Here is a 19020-nt window from a genome sequence, read left to right as displayed (position 1 = left end):
GCTGCGTTGTCTGCTGAGGAGCCGAACTATACGTCACGACCCCACACCCGTCAACACCTTTCGCGATAAAAACCGTAACAAAAGCGGGTCACACACCCCAAGCCCTTGATACGGCAACGAATATCCATAAGAGGTATTTAATAAACCCCCATCACACCTGCGAAACAGCTCGCAAAACGGGCCGGAGAGAGACTCCGGCCCGTGCCTGAAATACGCGTTTCCTCAGTTTTTCACGCTCTCTTCCGGCTTCAGGAAGGGAAGGAAGGCCTTGACCACCTCGGGATCGTCCGGCTTGGTGCGCGTTCCTATGCTGATAACCTTGCTGGCGCCGGGCAGAATCAGGTATTTGTGGAAGTTCCAGGTCGGCGCGTCGTCAGTGGCCTGGATCAGCGCCTTGAAGAAGGGCTGCGCGTCCTTGCCGCGCACATGCCCCTTGCTCGCCATCGGGAAGGTCACTCCGTAATTGGCTTCACAGTAGGCGCCGATCTCGCTGTTGCTGTCCAATTCCTGGAAAAAGTCATTGCTGGGAAAACCCACCACCATCAGGCCGCGCGCGCCATAGTTCTGGTACAGCGCTTGCAGTTGCTTGAACTGCGGGGTGAAGCCGCAGTGGCTGGCGGTATTGACGACCAGCAGCGGGCGATCGGCATATTCGCACAGCTTGATCTCGCCCCCCATCAGGCCCGGCACGGTGTAGTTCAGCAGGGCTGGACACGCCGCCATGGCCGCCTGGCCGCAAAACATCAAGAGTATGCCTAATTTTTTCATCTCGCCCTCCTCGGCTTCGCCATGCTTGATGGCCACATAAGATAATAAGGCAATGCCTGGGGCATTGCCTTATCTATTGTCGCCGCTTCCGCCGCCAGGCGGCTGCTGTCATTCCTGCTGGCTGGCGATATCGGCCCGTACCTTGTCCATGTCCAGCTCGCGCAGCCCCTGGATCAACTGCTCGAATTGCGCCGCCATCATCGCGCCGGCCTGGTTGAACACCATGATGCCGTCCTTGATCGCGATCAGTGTCGGGATGGAACGGATATTGAAGTGCGCAGCCAGGTCGCGTTCGTCTTCGGTATTGATCTTGCCGAAGACGATGTCGGCGTGTTTTTCCGATGCGGCTTCAAAGGTGGGACCGAACATTTTGCACGGGCCGCACCACGGCGCCCAGAAATCGAGGATGACCAGGCCTTCCTCTTTCATATTGGCGTTAAAGTTGTCGGCATTGAGGTTGATGTAAGCCATAGGATGTCTTTCGCTGTCCGGAGCGCCCGCCAACGGTGGGCTGTTGCAGCAAAGATAGGTACGCAGCCACGGCATTGCAAGGCTGTCGCCCGGTTGAATTTATCAATTCAGCCAATAGCGATAGCCTTGCTCCGCAAGCTCAGCCAATAAAAGGCAGGGCCAGGTATAGCTTGATCACGATGGCGTTGACGATGTCGATGAAGAAGGCGCCCACCATCGGCACCACCAGGAAGGCCAGATGCGAGGGGCCGAAACGCTCGGTCACCGCCTGCATATTGGCGATGGCCGTGGGCGTGGCGCCCAGGCCGAAGCCGCAATGGCCGGCGGCCAGCACCGCCGCGTCGTAATTGCGCCCCATCACCCGGAAGGTAATGAAGATCGCGTACATCGCCATCGCCACGGTCTGCGCCAGCAGCAACACGAAGATGGGCAGCGCCAACGCCGCCAGATCCCACAAGCGCAGCGACATTAGCGCCAGCGCCAGGAACAGCGACAGGCTGACATTGCCGAGCACCGACACTTCACGCTCGAAGATCTGGTACCAACCCAGTGCCGCCAGCCCATTGCTGATCAGCACGCCAACGAACAACACGCAGACGAAGGTGGGCAGTTCCAGCGGCGTGCCCTTGAGCAGGCCGCCGATGAAAGTGCCGCCCAGCAGGCAGACGGCGATCAACGCCAGGGTTTCGATGAAGGAGTGCGGCGTGATCAGCCGCTGTGCGTCCGGCTGCTCGAAAGCCAGCGGCGGATCGTCGGCGTTGTGCTCGGCGCCCGGCGTCTTCACTTTCTTGACCAGGAAGCGCGCCACCGGGCCGCCGATCAAGCCGCCCAGCACCAGGCCGAAGGTGGCGCAGGCCAGCGCCAGTTCCGACGCCGAGGCCAGTCCGTATTTGGAAGTAAAGGTGCCGCCCCAGGCGGCGCCAGTGCCGTGACCGCCGGACAAGGTGATGGAGCCGGCCAGCAAGCCCATCAACGGGTCCAGGCCCAGCAGGCTGGCCAAGGCGATGCCCAGGGTGTTCTGCACCAGCAGCAAGCCGACCACCACCGCCAGGAAGACGCCGACGGTCTTGCCGCCCTGACGCAGGCTTTTCAGATTGGCGTTAAGGCCGATGGAGGCGAAGAAGGCCAGCATCAACGGAGTTTGCAGCGAGGAATCGAAGCGGACTTCGCTGCCGGTGAATTGACGGAACAGCAGCAGCAAGGCGGCGATCAGCAGGCCGCCGACCACCGGCTCGGGGATATTATAGGTGCGCAGTAGAGCGACATGCGCCACCAGTTTGCGCCCGAGCAGCAATACCAGCGACGCGGCCACCAGGGTGCCGTAGAAATCGAGTTGGATCATCGGGTCTCCATATTATTGATGAGCGAAGGCACGCGCTTGATTCAGACTAGCATGCGTCGAAATCTTGTCGCGCCCTGCAATACGATAGGAAACCCGGTGATAAAGTTCGGCTTCTAATTAATCGAAGCCTTATATATAGGATTCGGAACGCTAGCTGCGCTGAATCTGCCAACACTGGTGAATGGAGCGGTTGCGGAAGTCTTCCGGCACCGATTGCGCGCTGATGTCGCGGATGACGTAGTCTTCAGCCAACCTCTCGTCCAGCTTGAAGCTGCGCAGATTATTGGAAAAATACAAGGTGCCACCCGGCGCCAACAGCGCCATCGCGTAATCGATCAGCCAGACGTGGTCGCGCTGCACATCCAGGATGTCGCGCATCTTCTTGGAGTTGGAAAAGGTGGGCGGGTCCATCACGATCAGGTCGAACTGCTTGCCGCCATCCACCGCGTCTTCCAGGTACTGGAACACATCGGCGCGCACCAGTTGATGCCGGGCGAGGTCCAGGCCGTTGAGTTCGAAGTTGCGGCGCGACCAATCCTGATAGGTATTGGACATATCCACCGTCTCCGAACTGGCCGCGCCGCCGCAGGCGGCATAGACGGTGAAGCTGCCGGTATAGGCGAACAGATTGAGAAAGCGCTTGCCGGCGGCCTCTTCCCGCACCCGTTTGCGGGTGTTGCGGTGGTCCAGGAACAGACCAGTGTCCAGGTAGGCGTCCAGATTGACGATGAAGCGCTGGCCGAATTCATCGATGATGAAGTCGTCGCCCAACTGCCCCACTTTCTCATACTGGCTGACGCCCTTCTGGCGACGGCGGTTCTTCAGCGTCACCGCTTCCGGCGCCACGCCGGTCACTGCGCACAGGCTGTCCACCACCGCGTTGATCCAGTCGCGGTAGGCATTATCTTCCATCTCCCAGCCGGTATCGTATTCCTGCAGATGAACGCGCTCGCCGTACAGGTCCACCGCAAACGGGAACTGCGGCACATCCTTGTCGTAGACGCGCCAGGCATCCAAGCCCTGGCGGCGCGCCCATTTGGCGTGGTGCTTGTAATTCTTGGCCAGGCGATTGGCGAATGGGCTGACGTCCAGCATGGGTCCTCGATTTTAACGGTGGCATGACAAAAACAAACGCGCCGCTGACTGCTGGCGGCGCGCTGACGGATATCCGATTCTATTACAGCCGCGGCTATTCGGACGAATACATCTCGATCAGCTTGCGGTAAACCGGCTCCGGCAGGTACTGGCGAATCACGCTTTCCCAGCCGCGCGGTCCCACCAGGCCCTTGACCATCGTCGACGACACCTCGGCGTATTCACGCGGCGGCAGCAGGAAGATGGTGGTGATGTCCGGGTGCAGGTCGGAGTTGATATAGCGCATGGTGCGCTCGTACTCATAGTCGCTGGCGGTGCGGATGCCGCGGATGATGTAGTTGGCGCCTATGCTCTGCGCATAGTTGACCAGAAACTGGTTCTCGAACACATCCACGCGCAGCTTGCTGAAACCGCCGGTAACCGAACGCAGCAAGCCCACCCTTTCCTCGACGCTGAAGGTACAGTGTTTTTCCGGGTTCACTCCGACCGCCACGATCAATTCGTCAAACAGTTCCACCGCTTCGCGAATCATCCAGAGATGACCATTGGTCACCGGGTCAAAGCTGCCCGCATACACGGCTCGCTTCAATTCTCGTTTTCCTTTGACTGTGTGTGCCATGGCGAATGTATCGTGGTCGTTGGGGGTGGGTAAAGCAATTTTTGTGCGTTGCGCAAAATGTTTTGCCTCTGTCGCGACTATCCACGGCAGAATCTGTCCATTCCTCTGATTATCGACAATGCCGCGCCAAAAAAAAGCGGAGCCGCTAACGCGACTCCGCTGGCTGTGCGGCAATAGGCTCAGACGTTGATTTCTTCCGCCCGGTGGCAGGCAATCATGCGCTGATCCAGCTCGCGCAACTCCGGCACCTCCTGCATGCAGCGTTCCTGCGCATGCGGACAGCGCTTGTGGAAGGCGCAGCCGCTAGGCGGCTTCAGCGGGCTGGGCAATTCGCCCTCGATCTTGATCTTGATGCGGCGCTGTTCCGGATGGATGGATGGCGTCGCCGACAGCAGCGCCTGGGTATACGGATGCAGCGGCCGCTCGTAAACGCGGTTCTTTTCTCCCACCTCCACCGCGCGCCCCAGATACATCACCATCAGATCGTCGGCCACATGTTCAACCACCGACAGATTGTGGGAAATGAACACATAGGCGGTCTTGAACTCGTCCTGCAGATCCATGAACAGATTGAGCACCTGGGCCTGGATCGACACGTCCAGCGCCGAGGTCGGCTCATCGGCCACCACGATTCTGGGATTCAGCATCATCGCGCGGGCGATGGCGATGCGCTGGCGCTGGCCGCCGGAGAACATGTGCGGATAACGGAAGTAGTGCTCCGGCCGCAGGCCGACGCGCTGCATCATGCCGCGCACTTTCTCCTCGCGCTCCCTGGCGCTCAAGGCGGTATTGATCTGCAGGGGCTCGGCCAGCTGGCTGCCTATCTTCTGACGCGGGTTCAGCGAGGCGTAGGGGTTCTGGAACACCATCTGCACCTTGGTGCGCATCGCCTTCAGCTCGGCCTTGCCGGCGGTTGCCGCGTCCTGGCCATCCAATAACAACGAACCGGAAGTCGGCGCCTCGATCAGCGTCAACTGCCGCGCCAGCGTGCTCTTGCCGCAACCGGATTCGCCGACCACCGCCAGCGTCTTGCCGGCCTGCAGTTCGAAGGAAACGCCATTGAGCGCCTTGACTTGCGCCGAAGGCTTGAGAAAGCCCTGCGACACATCGTAATAACGGGTCAGATCCCGCGCTTGCAGTACGGTGCTCATTTCGCCTCCTGATCCGGCAATGGGTAGTGGCAGCGCACGACGCCGCCTTCCACGGGGGTCAATCCCGGACGCTGGGTCCGGCAGTTGTCCTTGACATAGGGACAACGCGGCGACAACAGGCAGCCGCTGGGGCGGTCGTACTGTCCCGGCACGATGCCGGGCAAGGTGTTGAGGCGATGCGCGCCTTTGCTGTGCTCCGGAATCGACGACAGCAGCGCCTCGGTATACGGATGGGCCGGATGATTGAACACGCCGGGCACCGCGCCCATCTCCGCCACCTGGCCGGCGTACATCACCGCCAGCCGGTGCGCCACCTCGGCCACCACCGCCAGATCGTGAGTGATCATGATCAGCGCCATGTTCTGGCTCTTCTGCAAGGACACCAGCAGTTCCATGATCTGGGCCTGGATGGTCACGTCCAAGGCCGTGGTCGGCTCGTCGGCGATCAAGAGCTTGGGATTACAGGCGATGGCCATCGCGATCACCACGCGCTGACTCATGCCGCCGGACAACTGGTGCGGATAGGCGTCCAGCCGCGAGGCCGGCGCCGGAATCTCCACCAGTTCCATCAGTTCCAGCGCGCGCCGCTTCAACGCCGCGCCGCGCAGGCCCTGATGCAGCTTCAGCACTTCCATGATCTGGTAGCCGACGGTGTAGCTGGGATTCAGCGAGGTCATCGGGTCCTGGAAGATCATCGCGATGTCCTTGCCGACGATCTTGCGGCGCTCGCGCGCGGAAATGGTCAGCAGGTTCTTGCCGTCGAAGCTCAGTTCATCGGCAACGATGCGGCCCTGGCCTTCCAGCAGCCCCATCATCGCCATCATGGTGACCGACTTGCCGGAACCGGATTCGCCGACGATGCCGACGATCTCGCCCTGGTCCACCGTCAGGTCCAGCCCTTCCACCGCGCGGAAGGGATTCTTTTCCGAACCAAACTCCACCGAGAGGTTCTTGATTTGCAGCAAACTCATGTCTATCCCCTCAAGCGGCGCGCTTCAGTTTCGGGTCCAGCGCGTCGCGCAGTCCGTCGCCCATCAGATTGATGGCGAGCACCGACAGCAGAATGGTCAGGCCGGGCAGCGTCACCACCCACCAGGCGCTTTCTATGTAATCGCGGGCCGAGGCCAGCATGGTGCCCCATTCCGGGGTCGGCGGCTGCACGCCCAAGCCGAGGAAGCCCAGCGCGGCGATTTCCAGGATGGCCGAGGAGAAACTCATGGTCGCGTGCACGATCAGCGGCGCCATGCAGTTGGGCAACACGGTGACGAACATCAGCCGCGGCAGGCCGGCGCCGGCCACGCGCGAGGCGGTCACATAGTCGCGGTTCAACTCGGTCATCGCCGATGCGCGGGTCAAACGCACATAGGCGGGCAAGGCCACGGTGGCGATGGCTATCATCGCGTTCATCAGACCCGGCCCGAGAATGGCCATGATGGCCACCGCCAGCAGCAGCGAGGGCAAGGCCATCATGATGTCCATCAAGCGCATGATCGCGCTGCCCAGCGCCTTGGGAAAGAAGGCGGCCAACAGGCCGAGCACCACGCCCGGCAGCAAGGCCATCACCACCGAGCACAGGCCGATGAACAGCGATAGCCGCGCGCCGTGGATCAGTCGCGACAGGATGTCGCGGCCCAATTCGTCGGTGCCGAACAGGAATTGCATAGAGCCGCCATCCACCCAGGCCGGCGGCGTCAGCAGATGATCGCGGTATTGCTCGATCGGGCTATAGGGCGCCACCAGCGGCGCCAGCAGCGCACAGGTGGTGACGATCAGCATGAAGATCAGGCCGGCCACCGCGCCCTTGTTGTGGGAAAAGCCCTGCCAGAACTCCTTCAGCGGCGAGGGGTAGGCCAGCGCCAGATCCTGGCCGGCGTTGGCTTGCGTATTCTGAGTCATAAGATCCACCTACTGGCTGTTACTTGGCGTGACGGATGCGCGGATTGGCGATGCCGTACAGGATGTCGACGACGAAGTTGGTGACGATCACCATCGTGGCCACCATCAGGATGCCGTTCTGCACCACCGGATAATCGCGGCGGCTGATGGCGTCGATCAGCCATTTGCCTATGCCCGGCCAGGAGAAGATGGTTTCGGTCAAGACCGCGCCGCCCATCAGCGTGCCCACTTGCAGGCCGATCACGGTCAGCACCGGGATCAGCGCGTTGCGCAGGGTATGGATGAAGATCACCCGCGCCGGCGACAAGCCCTTGGCGCGCGCGGTGCGCACATAGTCCTCGCGCAGCACTTCCAGCATCGACGAGCGCGTCATCCGCGCGATCACCGCCAGCGGGATGGTGCCCAGCACGATAGCGGGCAGAATCAAGTGCATCAGCGCGTTCTTGAAGGCGCCGGCATTGGCTTCCGGATCGGCGGCTTCCGCCAGCCAGGAATCAATCAGCATGAAGCCGGTTTGCGGATGGATGTCGAAACTCAGGTCAACGCGGCCGGACACCGGGGTCCAGCCCAGTTTGACCGAGAAGAACATGATCAGGATCAGGCCCCACCAGAAGATGGGCATGGAAAAACCGGTGAGCGAGATGCCCATCACGCCGTGATCGAACAGCGAGCCGCGCTTGATCGCGGCGATGACGCCGGCCAGCAGGCCCAGCACGGTGGCGAAGATCAGCGCGGCGATGGCCAGTTCCAGCGTGGCCGGGAACAGGGTCTTGAACTCGGTCCAGACCCCGGTCTTGGTGACCAGCGATTCGCCCAGGTCGCCATGCAGCAGATTGACCACGTAATCAAGGTACTGAGCATACAGCGGCTTGTCCAGGCCGAGGCGGTGCAGGGCCTCGGCGTGCATTTGCGGGTCGAGCGCGCGCTCGCCCACCATCACCTCGACCGGATCCCCCGGGATCATGCGGATCAGGCCGAAAGTCAGCAGCGTGATGCCAAAGAAGGTGGGCACCAACAGGCCCAGCCTTCGCAGAATAAAGGAAAACATGAGAACTTCTCCCTTGCGCCGGCCCCGATGGGCGACTGGGCGCAATACTCAACTTTGAGACCCAGGGCTGACGACGCCATGACGATGCAACGGCGCGCGACGACCCTATTGCGTTTTGGGAGACGTTACCGGGGATAAACGGAGAAGAAGCAAGGAAAACAGCAGGAAGAGCGCCGAAGCGATGGCATGCAACTGAACCACCCACCCACATCAGCTGCGCCACCGCTACGGCAAGTGCAAGATAGCACCCGTCGCCGCAGATGAGCTTGACCCAGGTCAAGCCGGACGCACAGCCTCTCCACGCTGTGACTGACTACCCTCTGAAGACCACCCTGTAGACGTTCCACCGCCATCGGGCCCGTCGCCTCTGCGTGCGACTGGAAACCCAAGGCTTGTAATGGCTAATAGAACCCAGTTTCTGCGCTGAGGCAAGACGCGCCGACGCCGGCCGCGACGCGGCAGGCAGGACAGGCCCGCATCAGGAGTTCCATTCGCCGAACTTAGTCAAAACATCGGGGGCTAAGCCCCCGATGTCGCTGCTTGCATGAGGGGGCGGCTTACTTGACGCTGACACCGTAGAAGGAGTTCAGGCCAAACGGGCTGACCTTGAAGCCTTGCACCGATTTCAGCATCGGCTGATTCACGGTGGAGTGGGCGATCGTGGTCATCGGCACTTGCTGTTTGACGATTTCCTGAGCCTTCATGTACAGCTTGGTGCGCTCCGCCACATTGGAAGTGCGCTTGCCTTTCTGGATCAGGTCCTCAAACGGCTTGTAGCACCACTTGGAGAAGTTGTTGCCGTTCATCGCGTCGCAGCCGAACAGCACGCCCAGCCAGTTGTCCGGGTCGCCGTTGTCGCCAGTCCAGCCGATCAGCATGGAATCATGCTCGCCCGCCTTGGCGCGCTTGATGTACTCGCCCCATTCGTAGGAGGTGATCTTGGCCTTGACGCCGATCTTGGCCCAGTCCGCCTGTACCATTTCCGCCATCAGCTTGGCGTTGGGGTTGTACGGACGCTGCACCGGCATCGCCCACAGGCTCAGCTCGAAGCCGTTGGGATAACCGGCCTTGGCCAGCAAGGCCTTGGCCTTGGCGGCATCGTAGGGCACGTCCTTCAGGCTCTTGTTGTAGGACCATTGGGTCGGCGGCATCGGGTTGGTGGCCGGCTGGCCGGCGCCTTGGTATACCGCATCGATGATGGCTTTCTTGTTGATCGCCATATCCAGCGCCTGGCGCACTTCCAGCTTTTCCAGCGGCTTGTGCTTGACGTTGTAGGCCAGGTAGCCCAGGTTGAAGCCCGGCTGGGCAACCACCGCCAGCTTGGAATCGGCCTTCATCGCCGCGATATCGGTCGGCCGCGGATTGACGGTGATCTGACACTCGCCGGCCTTCAGTTTTTGATAACGCACCGAGGCGTCGGTGGTGATGGCGAACACCAGATTGTCCACTTTCGCGCCATCCGCCTTGTTCCAGTAATCCTTGTTGGCGGCGAAGCGGATCTGCGCGTCTTTCTGGTAGCGCTTGAAGATGAACGGACCGGTGCCCACCGGCTGCTGATTGATCAGCTGCGGCTTGCCGGCCTTGAGCAGCTTGTCGGCGTACTCGGCGGACTGCACCGAGGCGAAGCTCATCGCCAGGTTTTGCAGGAAGGCCGCGTCCAGGCTCTTCAGCGTGAACTTGACGGTATTGGCGTCCACCTTTTCGACCTTGACGATATTGGTGTCCAGGCCCATGTCGGTGAAATACGGGAATTCGGTTGGGTAGGCTTTGCGGAACGGGTGGTTCTTGTCGATCATGCGGCTGAAGGTGAACACCACATCATCTGCGTTGAACTCGCGGCTGGGCTTGAAATAGTCGGTAGTCTGGAACTTCACGCCCTTGCGCAGATGGAAGGTGTAGCTCAGGCCATCGGCGGCCACGTCCCATTTCTCGGCCAGCGCCGGCACAACCTTGGTGCCGCCGCGCTGGAATTGCACCAGGCGGTTGAATACGGTTTCGGCGGACGCGTCGAAGTCGGTGCCGGTAGTGTATTGACCCGGATCGAAACCGGCCGGGCTGCCTTCCGAGCAGTACACCAGAGTGCCGGCGGCCTGGGCCGACATCGCGGCCCCCGCGATCAGGCCGGCTGCCAACAGCGCTTTCTTGACAGTTTTCATAATTATTTCCTTTCCCTTGTACAGACTCGTAGGTCTTGCTTTATCGGTGGGTTCAATGCCCGCCATGGGGGGATACATTATGCAGAGAGGACGCTTTTGACAAGCGTCCTCTGCTTTTTTCTGCCAAGCGCCCTTCGCGCTAGGACTATTTTTACCGACTTATCAGATTTTCCTCAGCACAACACTGCCCACCGAATAGCCCGCGCCGAAAGAAGAGATGACGCCGACATCGCCGCTGCGCAGATCGTCAGAATGCAGATGGAATGCGATGATCGAACCGGCGGAACTGGTGTTGGCATAGCGGTCCAGGATCACCGGCGCCTCGACATCGCCGGCCTCGCGGCCGAGCACGCGCCGGGCGATCAGCTGGTTCATCGCCAGATTGGCCTGGTGCAGCCAGAAACGCGCCACCTCGGCCGGCGCGATGCCCAGGCCGTCCAGATGGGCGGCGATATGCTCGCCCACCATCGGACACACTTCCTTGAATACCTTGCGGCCCTGCTGTACAAACAGTTTGTCCGCTTGGCCGATGCCGCTCTCGTCGCAACGATTGAGGAAGCCGAAATTATTGCGGATGTTATTGGAGAACACCGTGGCCAGCTTGCTGCCCAACACCTCGTAACGCTGCGCCGAACTGGCCGCATCGGCCCGCTCCAGCACCACCGCGGTGCAGGCGTCGCCAAAAATGAAGTGGCTGTCGCGGTCGCGGAAATTCAGGTGGGCGGAACAGATTTCCGGGTTCACCATCAGCACCGCGCGCGCCTGGCCGCTGGCGATGGCGTTGACCGCGGTCTGAATGCCGAAGGTGGCCGACGAGCAGGCCACATTCATGTCGAAGGCGTAGCCATCGATGCCCAGCGCCTGCTGCACCTCGATCGACACCGCCGGATACGGCCGCTGCATATTGGAGCAGGCGACGATGACCATATCGATGTCGGCGGCGCTGCGGCCGGCCCGCTCCAGCGCCTGGCGCGCTGCGGCCACCGCCATTTCCGCCTGAATCGACAACTCGTCGTTGCCGCGCTCCGGCAGATGCGGCGCCATTCTGGCCGGGTCCAATACTCCGGACTTATCCATCAGAAAGCGTTGCTTGATGCCGGAAGCCTTTTCGATGAACTCGGCGCTGGATTCGGCCAGCGCTTCCATTTCACCGGCGGCGATGCGTGCCGCGTGCTGCTGATTGTGAGCCTGCACGAACGCGTTGAACGTTGTGACCAGTTCCTGATTGCTGACCGCGTGCGGCGGCGTGAACAAGCCGGTTCCGCTGATGACGACCTTGTGCATGAATTGTCCTTTTAGCCCCCGTAAGCCGGGTAAGAACCGCCAAGCAAATCTCGGATCCCGCGTTGCGCCGACTGTTCGCGTCGGCGCCCCTTGTCACAGGAGCGCGGTGAGACTTTGTTAGCGGCTTAATCTTAAGTGTAATAATTATGTGGCGACTCCAGCTGCGCCGGCCGCGCTGCCGCGGCCGCAAAACGCGCCCTGTCGCGGTCTGCCCATAGGCAAACCATTCCGTCGCCGGATTCTACACCAAGCCCTTCATCTGAAAGTAATAAAAGCGCAAACCCCGCCACCAGCGCCGTTGCGGCGGATTCGCCGCCATGGAGCGCGTCCGGCCGCCGTCCCAGAAGGCCATATGCAGCGGCTCCCGCAGCGCAAGCCAGTACCCCAATCAGCAAAAACCGAGTAAAATGATCGGCTTTGCGCGACGGCGCCTCCGCGGTGCCCGCCTTGACCAGCGTCAATAATACTTGACTAAAACAGTCGGATATTAGGTATAATCGTCTGCATCAGGAATTCATCCCTCCAAAACCCCACTCTTGGAGACCAGAGACATGCGTTTAACCACTAAAGGCCGCTTTGCCGTCACCGCGATGCTGGACCTGGCTTTGCGCGAAAGCGGCGGCCCGGTCACGCTGGCCGGCATCAGCGAGCGCCAAGGCATCTCGCTCTCCTACCTGGAACAATTATTCGGCAAACTGCGCCGCGCCGAACTGGTGGACAGCGTACGCGGCCCCGGCGGCGGCTATACCCTGGCCAAAACGACAATAGATATTTCCGTGGCCGACATCATCACGGCCGTGGACGAACCGGTGGACGCCACCCAGTGCGGCGGCCGCGAGAACTGTCGCGGCAATCAGCGCTGCATGACCCACGATTTGTGGACCAATCTGAACGTCACCATTTTTGACTACCTGTCCAAGGTCAGCCTCGCCAGCCTGGTGGAGCAGCAAAAAGCCAAGGACGGCAAAGAAAACACTGTATTGCAGGATAAGCGCGAATGCAGCGTGCTTCACGCTTCTGCCGCCTCCGGCGCCCTGTAGGCGCGGACCCCTCTTCTGTGGAGAACATAAATGAGCCAGCTCAAGCTTCCTATCTACCTCGACTACTCGGCCACCACGCCGGTAGACCCGCGCGTTGCCGCCAAGATGATTCCCTTTCTGTGCGAACAATTCGGCAACCCGGCCTCTCGCAGCCACAGCTTCGGCTGGGACGCGGAGGAAGCGGTGGAGAACGCGCGCGCTGAAGTGGCCAAGCTGATCAACGCCGATGCCAAGGAAATCGTGTGGACCTCCGGCGCCACCGAATCCGACAACCTGGCGATCAAGGGCGCGGCCCATTTCTACAAGAGCAAGGGCAAGCACCTGATCACGGTCAAGACCGAGCACAAGGCGGTGCTGGACACCATGCGCGAGCTGGAACGCCAGGGCTTCGAAGTGACCTACCTCGGCGTGAAGGACGACGGCCTGCTGGATATCGAAGAGTTCAAGGCCGCGATTCGCCCGGACACCATCGTCGCCTCGGTGATGTTCGTCAACAATGAAATCGGCGTGGTGCAGGACATCGAGCAATTGGGCGAAATCTGCCGCGCCAAGGGCGTGATCTTCCACGTCGACGCCACCCAGGCCCCGGGCAAGGTGGTCATCGACATGGAAAAGCAGAAAGTGGACCTGTTGAGCCTGTCCGCCCACAAGGTATACGGCCCCAAGGGCATCGGCGCCCTGTACGTGCGCCGCAAGCCGCGCGTGCGCCTGGAAGCGCAGATGCACGGCGGCGGCCATGAGCGCGGCTTCCGCTCCGGCACCCTGGCCACTCACCAGATCGTCGGCATGGGCGAAGCCTTCCGCATCGCCCGCGAAGAGATGGACAGCGAGCGCGAACGCATCCGCATGCTGCGCGACCGCCTCTGGAACGGCATCAAGAACATGGAAGAGGTTTACATCAACGGTGACATCGACCAACGCGTGCCGCACAACCTCAATGTCAGCTTCAACTTCGTCGAGGGCGAAAGCCTGATCATGGCGATCAAGGAACTGGCCGTGTCCAGCGGTTCGGCTTGTACCTCGGCTTCGCTGGAGCCGTCCTACGTGCTGCGCGCGCTGGGCCGCAACGACGAAATGGCGCACAGCTCGATCCGCTTCACGCTGGGCCGCTTCACCACCGAGGAAGAAATCGACTTCGCGGTGAATCTGCTAAACCAAAAGATCGGCAAGCTGCGCGAACTATCTCCGTTGTGGGAAATGTTCAAGGACGGCGTGGATCTGAATTCGGTTCAATGGGCCGCCCACTAAGGGCGACGGCAATATCCAGCGCCGAGCCGGCCTTGCCGGCGCGGCACTGAAGGAGATAATCATGGCATACAGCGACAAGGTAATGGATCACTACGAAAACCCGCGCAACGTGGGCTCTTTCGAAAAAGGCGACGACAGCGTGGGCACCGGCATGGTGGGCGCGCCGGCCTGTGGCGATGTGATGAAGCTGCAAATCAAGGTGGGCGAGGACGGCGTGATTCAGGACGCCAAGTTCAAGACTTATGGCTGCGGTTCCGCCATCGCCTCTTCCTCGCTGGTGACCGAGTGGGTCAAGGGCAAATCGCTGGACGAAGCGCTGGACATCAAGAACACCGCCATCGCTGAGGAACTGGCGCTGCCGCCGGTGAAGATTCACTGCTCCATCCTGGCCGAGGACGCGATCAAGGCCGCGGTCAACGACTACAAGCAGAAGCACGGCAAATAATTCAGCGGGGACACATCATGGCTATCACGCTTTCCGAACGCGCCGCCGCGCACGTCAGCGCCTTCATCGCCAAACGCGGCAAGGGCCTGGGCATCCGCTTGGGCGTCAAGACCTCCGGCTGCTCCGGCATGGCCTATAAGCTGGAGTTCGTCGACGCGGCCAGCGATGACGACGTGACCTTTGAAAGCCATGGCGTCACCGTGTTCACCGATGCCAAGAGTCTGGCCTATATCGACGGCACCGAGCTGGATTACGCCAAGGAAGGTTTGAACGAGGGTTTTCAGTTCAACAATCCCAACGTCAAGAACGAATGCGGTTGCGGCGAAAGCTTCAACGTCTGATCCCGATGGGCGGGACGCGCCAACGCGCGCCCCGCTCCACTGCACGCTAAGCTTTCCGGCCTTCCCCTATGAGCACCGACTTCAGCCAAGACTTCTTCTCCCTGTTCGACCTGCCGCGCCGCTTCGCCATCGATAGCCAGGCGCTGGAACACGCCTGGCGCACCGCGGCGGCCCAGGTCCATCCCGACCGCTACGCCAGCGGCAGCGATGCCGACAAGCGCAGCGCGCTGATGCAGGCGACCCGGGTGAATGAAGCCTACCAAACGCTGAAGTCGCCGCTGAACCGCGCCCGTTATCTGCTGACCCTCGCCGGTGTCGACACTCAGGAAGACACCAATACCCAGATGCCCACCGACTTCCTGATGGCGCAGATGGAGTGGCGCGAGAACATCGAAGCCGCTCGCGATGCCGACGATCTGGCGACGCTGGAAACGCTGTCGCGCCAACTGCGCGCCCAGAGCCGCGAACATCAGGCCGAGCTCGAGCAAGCGCTGGATCAGCGCTCGGATTTGGACGCGGCGGCGCTTCTGGTGCGAAAATTGCGGTTTTTGCAAAAGCTGGACCAGGAAATCGGCGATGCGATCGAGGGCTTGCTCGGCTGAGTCCACGGCCGCCGCCCGCGCCGCTCCCCGTGAGCCGGCGCCGCGCCGGACCTTGCCGCTGCCAGCGGCTCACCTCCTACTGACTTGAACTGAATATGGCCTTACTGCAAATCGCCGAACCCGGACTCTCCGCCGCTCCGCACCAACACCGACTCGCCGTCGGGATAGACCTGGGCACCACCAATTCGCTGGTGGCCTCGGTGCGTAGCGGCTCCGCCTCCGTGCTCAAGGACGAGCACGGCCGCAGCCTCTTGCCCTCGGTGGTGCGCTATGCCGACGAAGGTCATGTCAGCGTCGGCTACGAAGCCCAGAAAGAGCAGAACAAGGACCCGCACAACACCATCGTCTCGGTGAAACGCTTCATGGGCCGCGGCCTGGCCGACCTGCCCGATGCCGGCAACCTGCCCTACCGCTTCGTCGACGCCCCCGGCATGCTGCAGTTGGTCACCCGCGGCGGGGTCAAGAGCCCGGTCGAGATCTCGGCCGACATTCTGCGCACGCTGAAGCAGCGCGCCGAAGCCAGCCTGGGCGGCGATCTGACCGGCGCGGTGATCACGGTGCCGGCCTATTTCGACGACGCCCAGCGCCAGGCCACCAAGGACGCCGCACGCCTGGCCGGGCTGAACGTGCTCCGCCTATTGAACGAACCCACCGCCGCCGCCATCGCCTACGGGCTGGACAACGGCAGCGAAGGGACTTACATCGTCTACGACCTGGGCGGCGGCACCTTCGACGTATCGATTCTCAAGCTCAGCCGCGGCGTGTTCGAAGTACTGGCCACCAGCGGCGACTCCGCGCTGGGCGGCGACGATTTCGATCACCGCGTCTACTGCTGGGTGCTGGAGCAAGCCGGCCTCTCCGGGCTTGGCGCCCAGGACACCCGCTTGCTGCTGACCCGCGCCCGCGAGGCCAAGGAAGCGCTGACCGAGCACGCGGAAACCCAGATCACCGCCTTGCTGTCCGACGGGCTGACGCTGGATCTGACGCTGGACCAGGAAACCTTCCGCCGCATCAGCAAGAATCTGGTGGACAAGACCCTGCTGCCGGTGCGCAAGGCATTGCGCGACGCCGATGTCGCGCCGGAAGACGTCAAGGGCGTGGTGATGGTGGGCGGCGCCACCCGCATGCCGCAAGTGCAAAAAGCCGTCGGCGACTTTTTCGGCCAGCCGCCGCTGACCAATCTGGACCCGGACAAGGTCGTCGCGCTGGGCGCGGCGATCCAGGCCAATGTGTTGGCCGGCAACAAGGGCGATGAGGAATGGCTGCTGCTGGACGTGATTCCGCTGTCGCTGGGCATTGAAACCATGGGCGGACTGACCGAGAAGATCATTCCACGCAACAGCACCATTCCAGTGGCGCGCGCCCAGGATTTCACCACCTTCAAGGACGGCCAGACCGCGATGTCCATCCACGTGCTGCAAGGCGAGCGCGAACTGGTGAGCGATTGCCGCTCACTGGCCCAGTTCACCTTGCGCGGCATTCCGCCGATGGTGGCCGGCGCCGCGCGCATCCGCATCACCTTCCAGGTGGACGCCGATGGCCTGCTGGAAGTGTCCGCCCGCGAGCAGACCTCCGGCGTGGAAGCCCGCATCGAGGTCAAGCCCTCTTATGGCCTCAGCGACGAGGAAATCAGCCGCATGCTGACCGAGTCCATGAGCCATGTGCATGAAGACATCGAGGCGCGAAAACTGCGCGAGGCCATCGTCGACGCCACCAGCCTCAGCGAGGCCTGTCGCGCGGCGCTGGCGGCCGATGGCGATCTGCTGGACGCCGATGAGCGCGCCACGCTGGATCAGGCGCTGGCCGTGGTCGATGCCGCCATCGCCGCGGCCCAGACCGCGCGCGATGTCAATGAAGCCAGCGGCCGCCTAAACCGCGCCTCCGAAGAATTCGCCTCGCGGCGCATGGATCGCAATATCCGGCGCGCGCTCAAAGGCCACAATATTTCTGATTTGTAAGGATCCGCCATGCCGCGAATCATCGTACTGCCCCACGCCGACCTCTGCCCTGAAGGCGCGGTCATCGACAACGCCGAAGCTGGCCAAAGCATCTGCCAGGTCTTGCTGGACCACGATATCGAACTGGAACACGCCTGCGAGATGTCCTGTGCCTGCACCACCTGCCATTGCATCGTGCGCGAGGGCGGCAACTCCCTGAACGAAGCCGACGAGCTGGAAGAAGACCTGCTGGACAAGGCCTGGGGGCTGGAAGCCCAATCCCGGCTGTCCTGCCAGGCGATTGTCGCGGAAGAGGATTTGGTGATAGAAATCCCCCGTTACACCATCAACCACGCCCGCGAACACCATTGAGTTTTCCTTCTCAAGCGCACTGCCTTTGTCGCCGTCGCCTTGCCGTGCCATAGCACTGTCTGCGGCTTGGCTTCGCGGCATCGCCGCTTGATAAGAAAAATCAAACTCAAGAAACAGCAATTCAGGCTCAGGAGAAACACAAGATGAAATGGACCGACGTGCTGGACATCGCCATCGAACTGGCGGAAACCCACCCGGAGATCGACCCCAAAACCGTGCGCTTCGTCGATCTGCACAACTGGGTGGTCACGCTGCCGGACTTCGACGATGATCACAGCCGCGGCGGCGAACGCGTGCTGGAAGCGATACAGCAAGCCTGGATCGACGAAATGGAATAAACAGGCCAAGACCATTTGCCTGATACGGAAAGCCGCCGCCCCCGGGACGCGGCTTTTTGTTCGCCTAACGCACCGCCTGGCCGCTGCTCCAGGCCTGGCGCAAGGCGCGACCGCAAACCGCCGATTGCAGATAGGGCTTGTCCGTCGCCGAACGGGACAGCCAGCCGGCGTGCGCCTCGCGCGCCAGCACGCCGTAATGGGCTTTATCCCGGCTGATCCATGGATAGAAGCCGAAAGCGCCCGGACTGCTGAACGCGCCGTCGCCGCTGCCGGGATCGTCTTCCACCCAGTGGCCTATCGAATAATGCCAAACCTCGTTTTCCGGTATCGGGCTCTGCAGCGCCTGCCGCGGGCAGGCGCGTGGATTGGCGCATACCGCGTGCGCGCCCAGCAAGGCATGGATGGCAAGCCGCCCCGCGATGATGGCCTGCAGGAAACGGGCATAATCGCCGGCGCTGCCCACGCCGCCGCCTGCCGGCTGCGGCTGCGCATAGCCGAAGCCCCAGTCGGCGCCCATCACCGATAAGCCGTTGCGGACTTCAACCGCCAGCGCCTCATTGCCATCCTCGCCCAGCCCCATTTCAAGCGCATGCCGCTGCATATGCCCGCCGTTGTAGAAGAAACGGCCATCCCCCGCCGCATCCGGCCGCCCATAGTCATTGATGCGGCTATTCATGCAGCTGGCCACTGTCTGCCAGGCGCCGCAGCCGCGCAGCCCGGTATAGGCGCTGCGAAAACTCAGCAAACGGATATCGGACTCGCTCAAGCGGCCCTGGCGTCGCTGCGCCACATAGGCGGCGTAAATCCACTTGGAGGCGGAAGCGAGCGCCAGCCGCGTCTGCCGCCCCGGCGCGCCCGCGCCCACGG

At 61.9% G+C, this 19020-nt stretch carries 20 protein-coding genes; 8 read left to right on the top strand and 12 right to left on the bottom strand.

Features of this window, described 5'->3' with window-relative positions; all coding sequences use genetic code 11:
- Positions 1-222: 222 nt before the first annotated feature.
- The 11 genes from LQT98_RS14435 to LQT98_RS14385 all read right to left on the bottom strand — a co-directional run bounded on the left by LQT98_RS14435 (position 223) and on the right by LQT98_RS14385 (position 11830).
- Positions 223-768, bottom strand: a complete 546-nt coding sequence (locus LQT98_RS14435) for a glutathione peroxidase (protein WP_231463119.1) — start codon at positions 766-768, stop codon at positions 223-225.
- A 108-nt stretch (positions 769-876) separates the two neighbouring features.
- Complete coding sequence (trxA, locus tag LQT98_RS14430) at positions 877-1239, bottom strand: thioredoxin (protein ID WP_048411958.1); 363 nt, start codon at positions 1237-1239, stop codon at positions 877-879.
- 139 nt (positions 1240-1378) lie between these two features.
- Positions 1379-2581, bottom strand: a complete 1203-nt coding sequence (gltS, locus tag LQT98_RS14425) for a sodium/glutamate symporter (protein WP_231463116.1) — start codon at positions 2579-2581, stop codon at positions 1379-1381.
- A gap of 150 nt (positions 2582-2731) precedes the next feature.
- Entirely contained in the window at positions 2732-3676 is a 945-nt protein-coding gene (locus LQT98_RS14420; RefSeq protein ID WP_231463113.1) for a class I SAM-dependent methyltransferase, read from the bottom strand.
- A gap of 94 nt (positions 3677-3770) precedes the next feature.
- Complete coding sequence (gene coaD / locus LQT98_RS14415) at positions 3771-4295, bottom strand: pantetheine-phosphate adenylyltransferase (protein WP_048411955.1); 525 nt, start codon at positions 4293-4295, stop codon at positions 3771-3773.
- Between the two features lie 179 nt (positions 4296-4474).
- A complete protein-coding gene (locus LQT98_RS14410; RefSeq protein WP_048411954.1) occupies positions 4475-5446 on the bottom strand; it encodes a peptide ABC transporter ATP-binding protein in 972 nt (323 codons plus the stop codon).
- Entirely contained in the window at positions 5443-6417 is a 975-nt protein-coding gene (locus tag LQT98_RS14405; RefSeq protein WP_048411953.1) for an ABC transporter ATP-binding protein, read from the bottom strand. Before LQT98_RS14405 ends, LQT98_RS14410 begins: the two co-directional genes overlap by 4 nt.
- A 10-nt stretch (positions 6418-6427) precedes the next feature.
- On the bottom strand, positions 6428-7342 hold the full coding sequence (locus LQT98_RS14400) for an ABC transporter permease subunit (RefSeq protein WP_048411952.1): 915 nt from the start codon (positions 7340-7342) through the stop codon (positions 6428-6430).
- A gap of 19 nt (positions 7343-7361) precedes the next feature.
- A complete protein-coding gene (locus LQT98_RS14395; protein WP_048411951.1) occupies positions 7362-8390 on the bottom strand; it encodes an ABC transporter permease subunit in 1029 nt (342 codons plus the stop codon).
- A gap of 557 nt (positions 8391-8947) precedes the next feature.
- Positions 8948-10546, bottom strand: a complete 1599-nt coding sequence (locus tag LQT98_RS14390; RefSeq protein ID WP_231463110.1) for an ABC transporter substrate-binding protein — start codon at positions 10544-10546, stop codon at positions 8948-8950.
- 162 nt (positions 10547-10708) lie between these two features.
- Positions 10709-11830: a beta-ketoacyl-ACP synthase III gene (locus LQT98_RS14385; RefSeq protein WP_231463107.1), complete on the bottom strand. Its 1122-nt coding sequence runs from the start codon at positions 11828-11830 to the stop codon at positions 10709-10711.
- Positions 11831-12381: 551 nt separating this feature from the next.
- Here LQT98_RS14385 and iscR point away from each other — a divergent pair.
- The 8 genes from iscR (at position 12382) to iscX (ending at position 18153) form a co-directional block, all read left to right on the top strand.
- On the top strand, positions 12382-12870 hold the full coding sequence (gene iscR / locus LQT98_RS14380; RefSeq protein WP_231463103.1) for a Fe-S cluster assembly transcriptional regulator IscR: 489 nt from the start codon (positions 12382-12384) through the stop codon (positions 12868-12870).
- 30 nt (positions 12871-12900) lie between these two features.
- Positions 12901-14118, top strand: coding sequence for an IscS subfamily cysteine desulfurase (locus tag LQT98_RS14375; protein ID WP_048411947.1), 1218 nt, complete (start codon positions 12901-12903; stop codon positions 14116-14118).
- A 61-nt stretch (positions 14119-14179) separates the two neighbouring features.
- Entirely contained in the window at positions 14180-14563 is a 384-nt protein-coding gene (iscU, locus tag LQT98_RS14370; RefSeq protein WP_048411946.1) for a Fe-S cluster assembly scaffold IscU, read from the top strand.
- Between the two features lie 17 nt (positions 14564-14580).
- Entirely contained in the window at positions 14581-14904 is a 324-nt protein-coding gene (gene iscA / locus LQT98_RS14365) for an iron-sulfur cluster assembly protein IscA (protein ID WP_048411945.1), read from the top strand.
- A gap of 68 nt (positions 14905-14972) precedes the next feature.
- On the top strand, positions 14973-15506 hold the full coding sequence (hscB, locus tag LQT98_RS14360; RefSeq protein WP_231463100.1) for a Fe-S protein assembly co-chaperone HscB: 534 nt from the start codon (positions 14973-14975) through the stop codon (positions 15504-15506).
- A 95-nt stretch (positions 15507-15601) separates the two neighbouring features.
- Positions 15602-17464: a Fe-S protein assembly chaperone HscA gene (hscA, locus tag LQT98_RS14355; RefSeq protein WP_048411943.1), complete on the top strand. Its 1863-nt coding sequence runs from the start codon at positions 15602-15604 to the stop codon at positions 17462-17464.
- A 9-nt stretch (positions 17465-17473) separates the two neighbouring features.
- Positions 17474-17815, top strand: a complete 342-nt coding sequence (gene fdx, locus LQT98_RS14350; protein WP_048411942.1) for an ISC system 2Fe-2S type ferredoxin — start codon at positions 17474-17476, stop codon at positions 17813-17815.
- A gap of 143 nt (positions 17816-17958) precedes the next feature.
- Positions 17959-18153 (top strand): Fe-S cluster assembly protein IscX, encoded by a 195-nt coding sequence (iscX, locus tag LQT98_RS14345; protein WP_231463097.1) that lies wholly within the window; start codon positions 17959-17961, stop codon positions 18151-18153.
- Positions 18154-18217: 64 nt separating this feature from the next.
- Here iscX and LQT98_RS14340 read toward each other — a convergent pair.
- On the bottom strand, positions 18218-19020 hold an 803-nt coding region (locus LQT98_RS14340; RefSeq protein WP_231463094.1), incomplete at its 5' end, for a beta-lactamase family protein.

This window comes from Chromobacterium aquaticum, assembly GCF_021129195.1.
Lineage (GTDB): Bacteria > Pseudomonadota > Gammaproteobacteria > Burkholderiales > Chromobacteriaceae > Chromobacterium > Chromobacterium aquaticum.
Note: the sequence above shows the minus strand (reverse complement) of the source record. Positions and strands in the feature narration are given on the sequence as shown.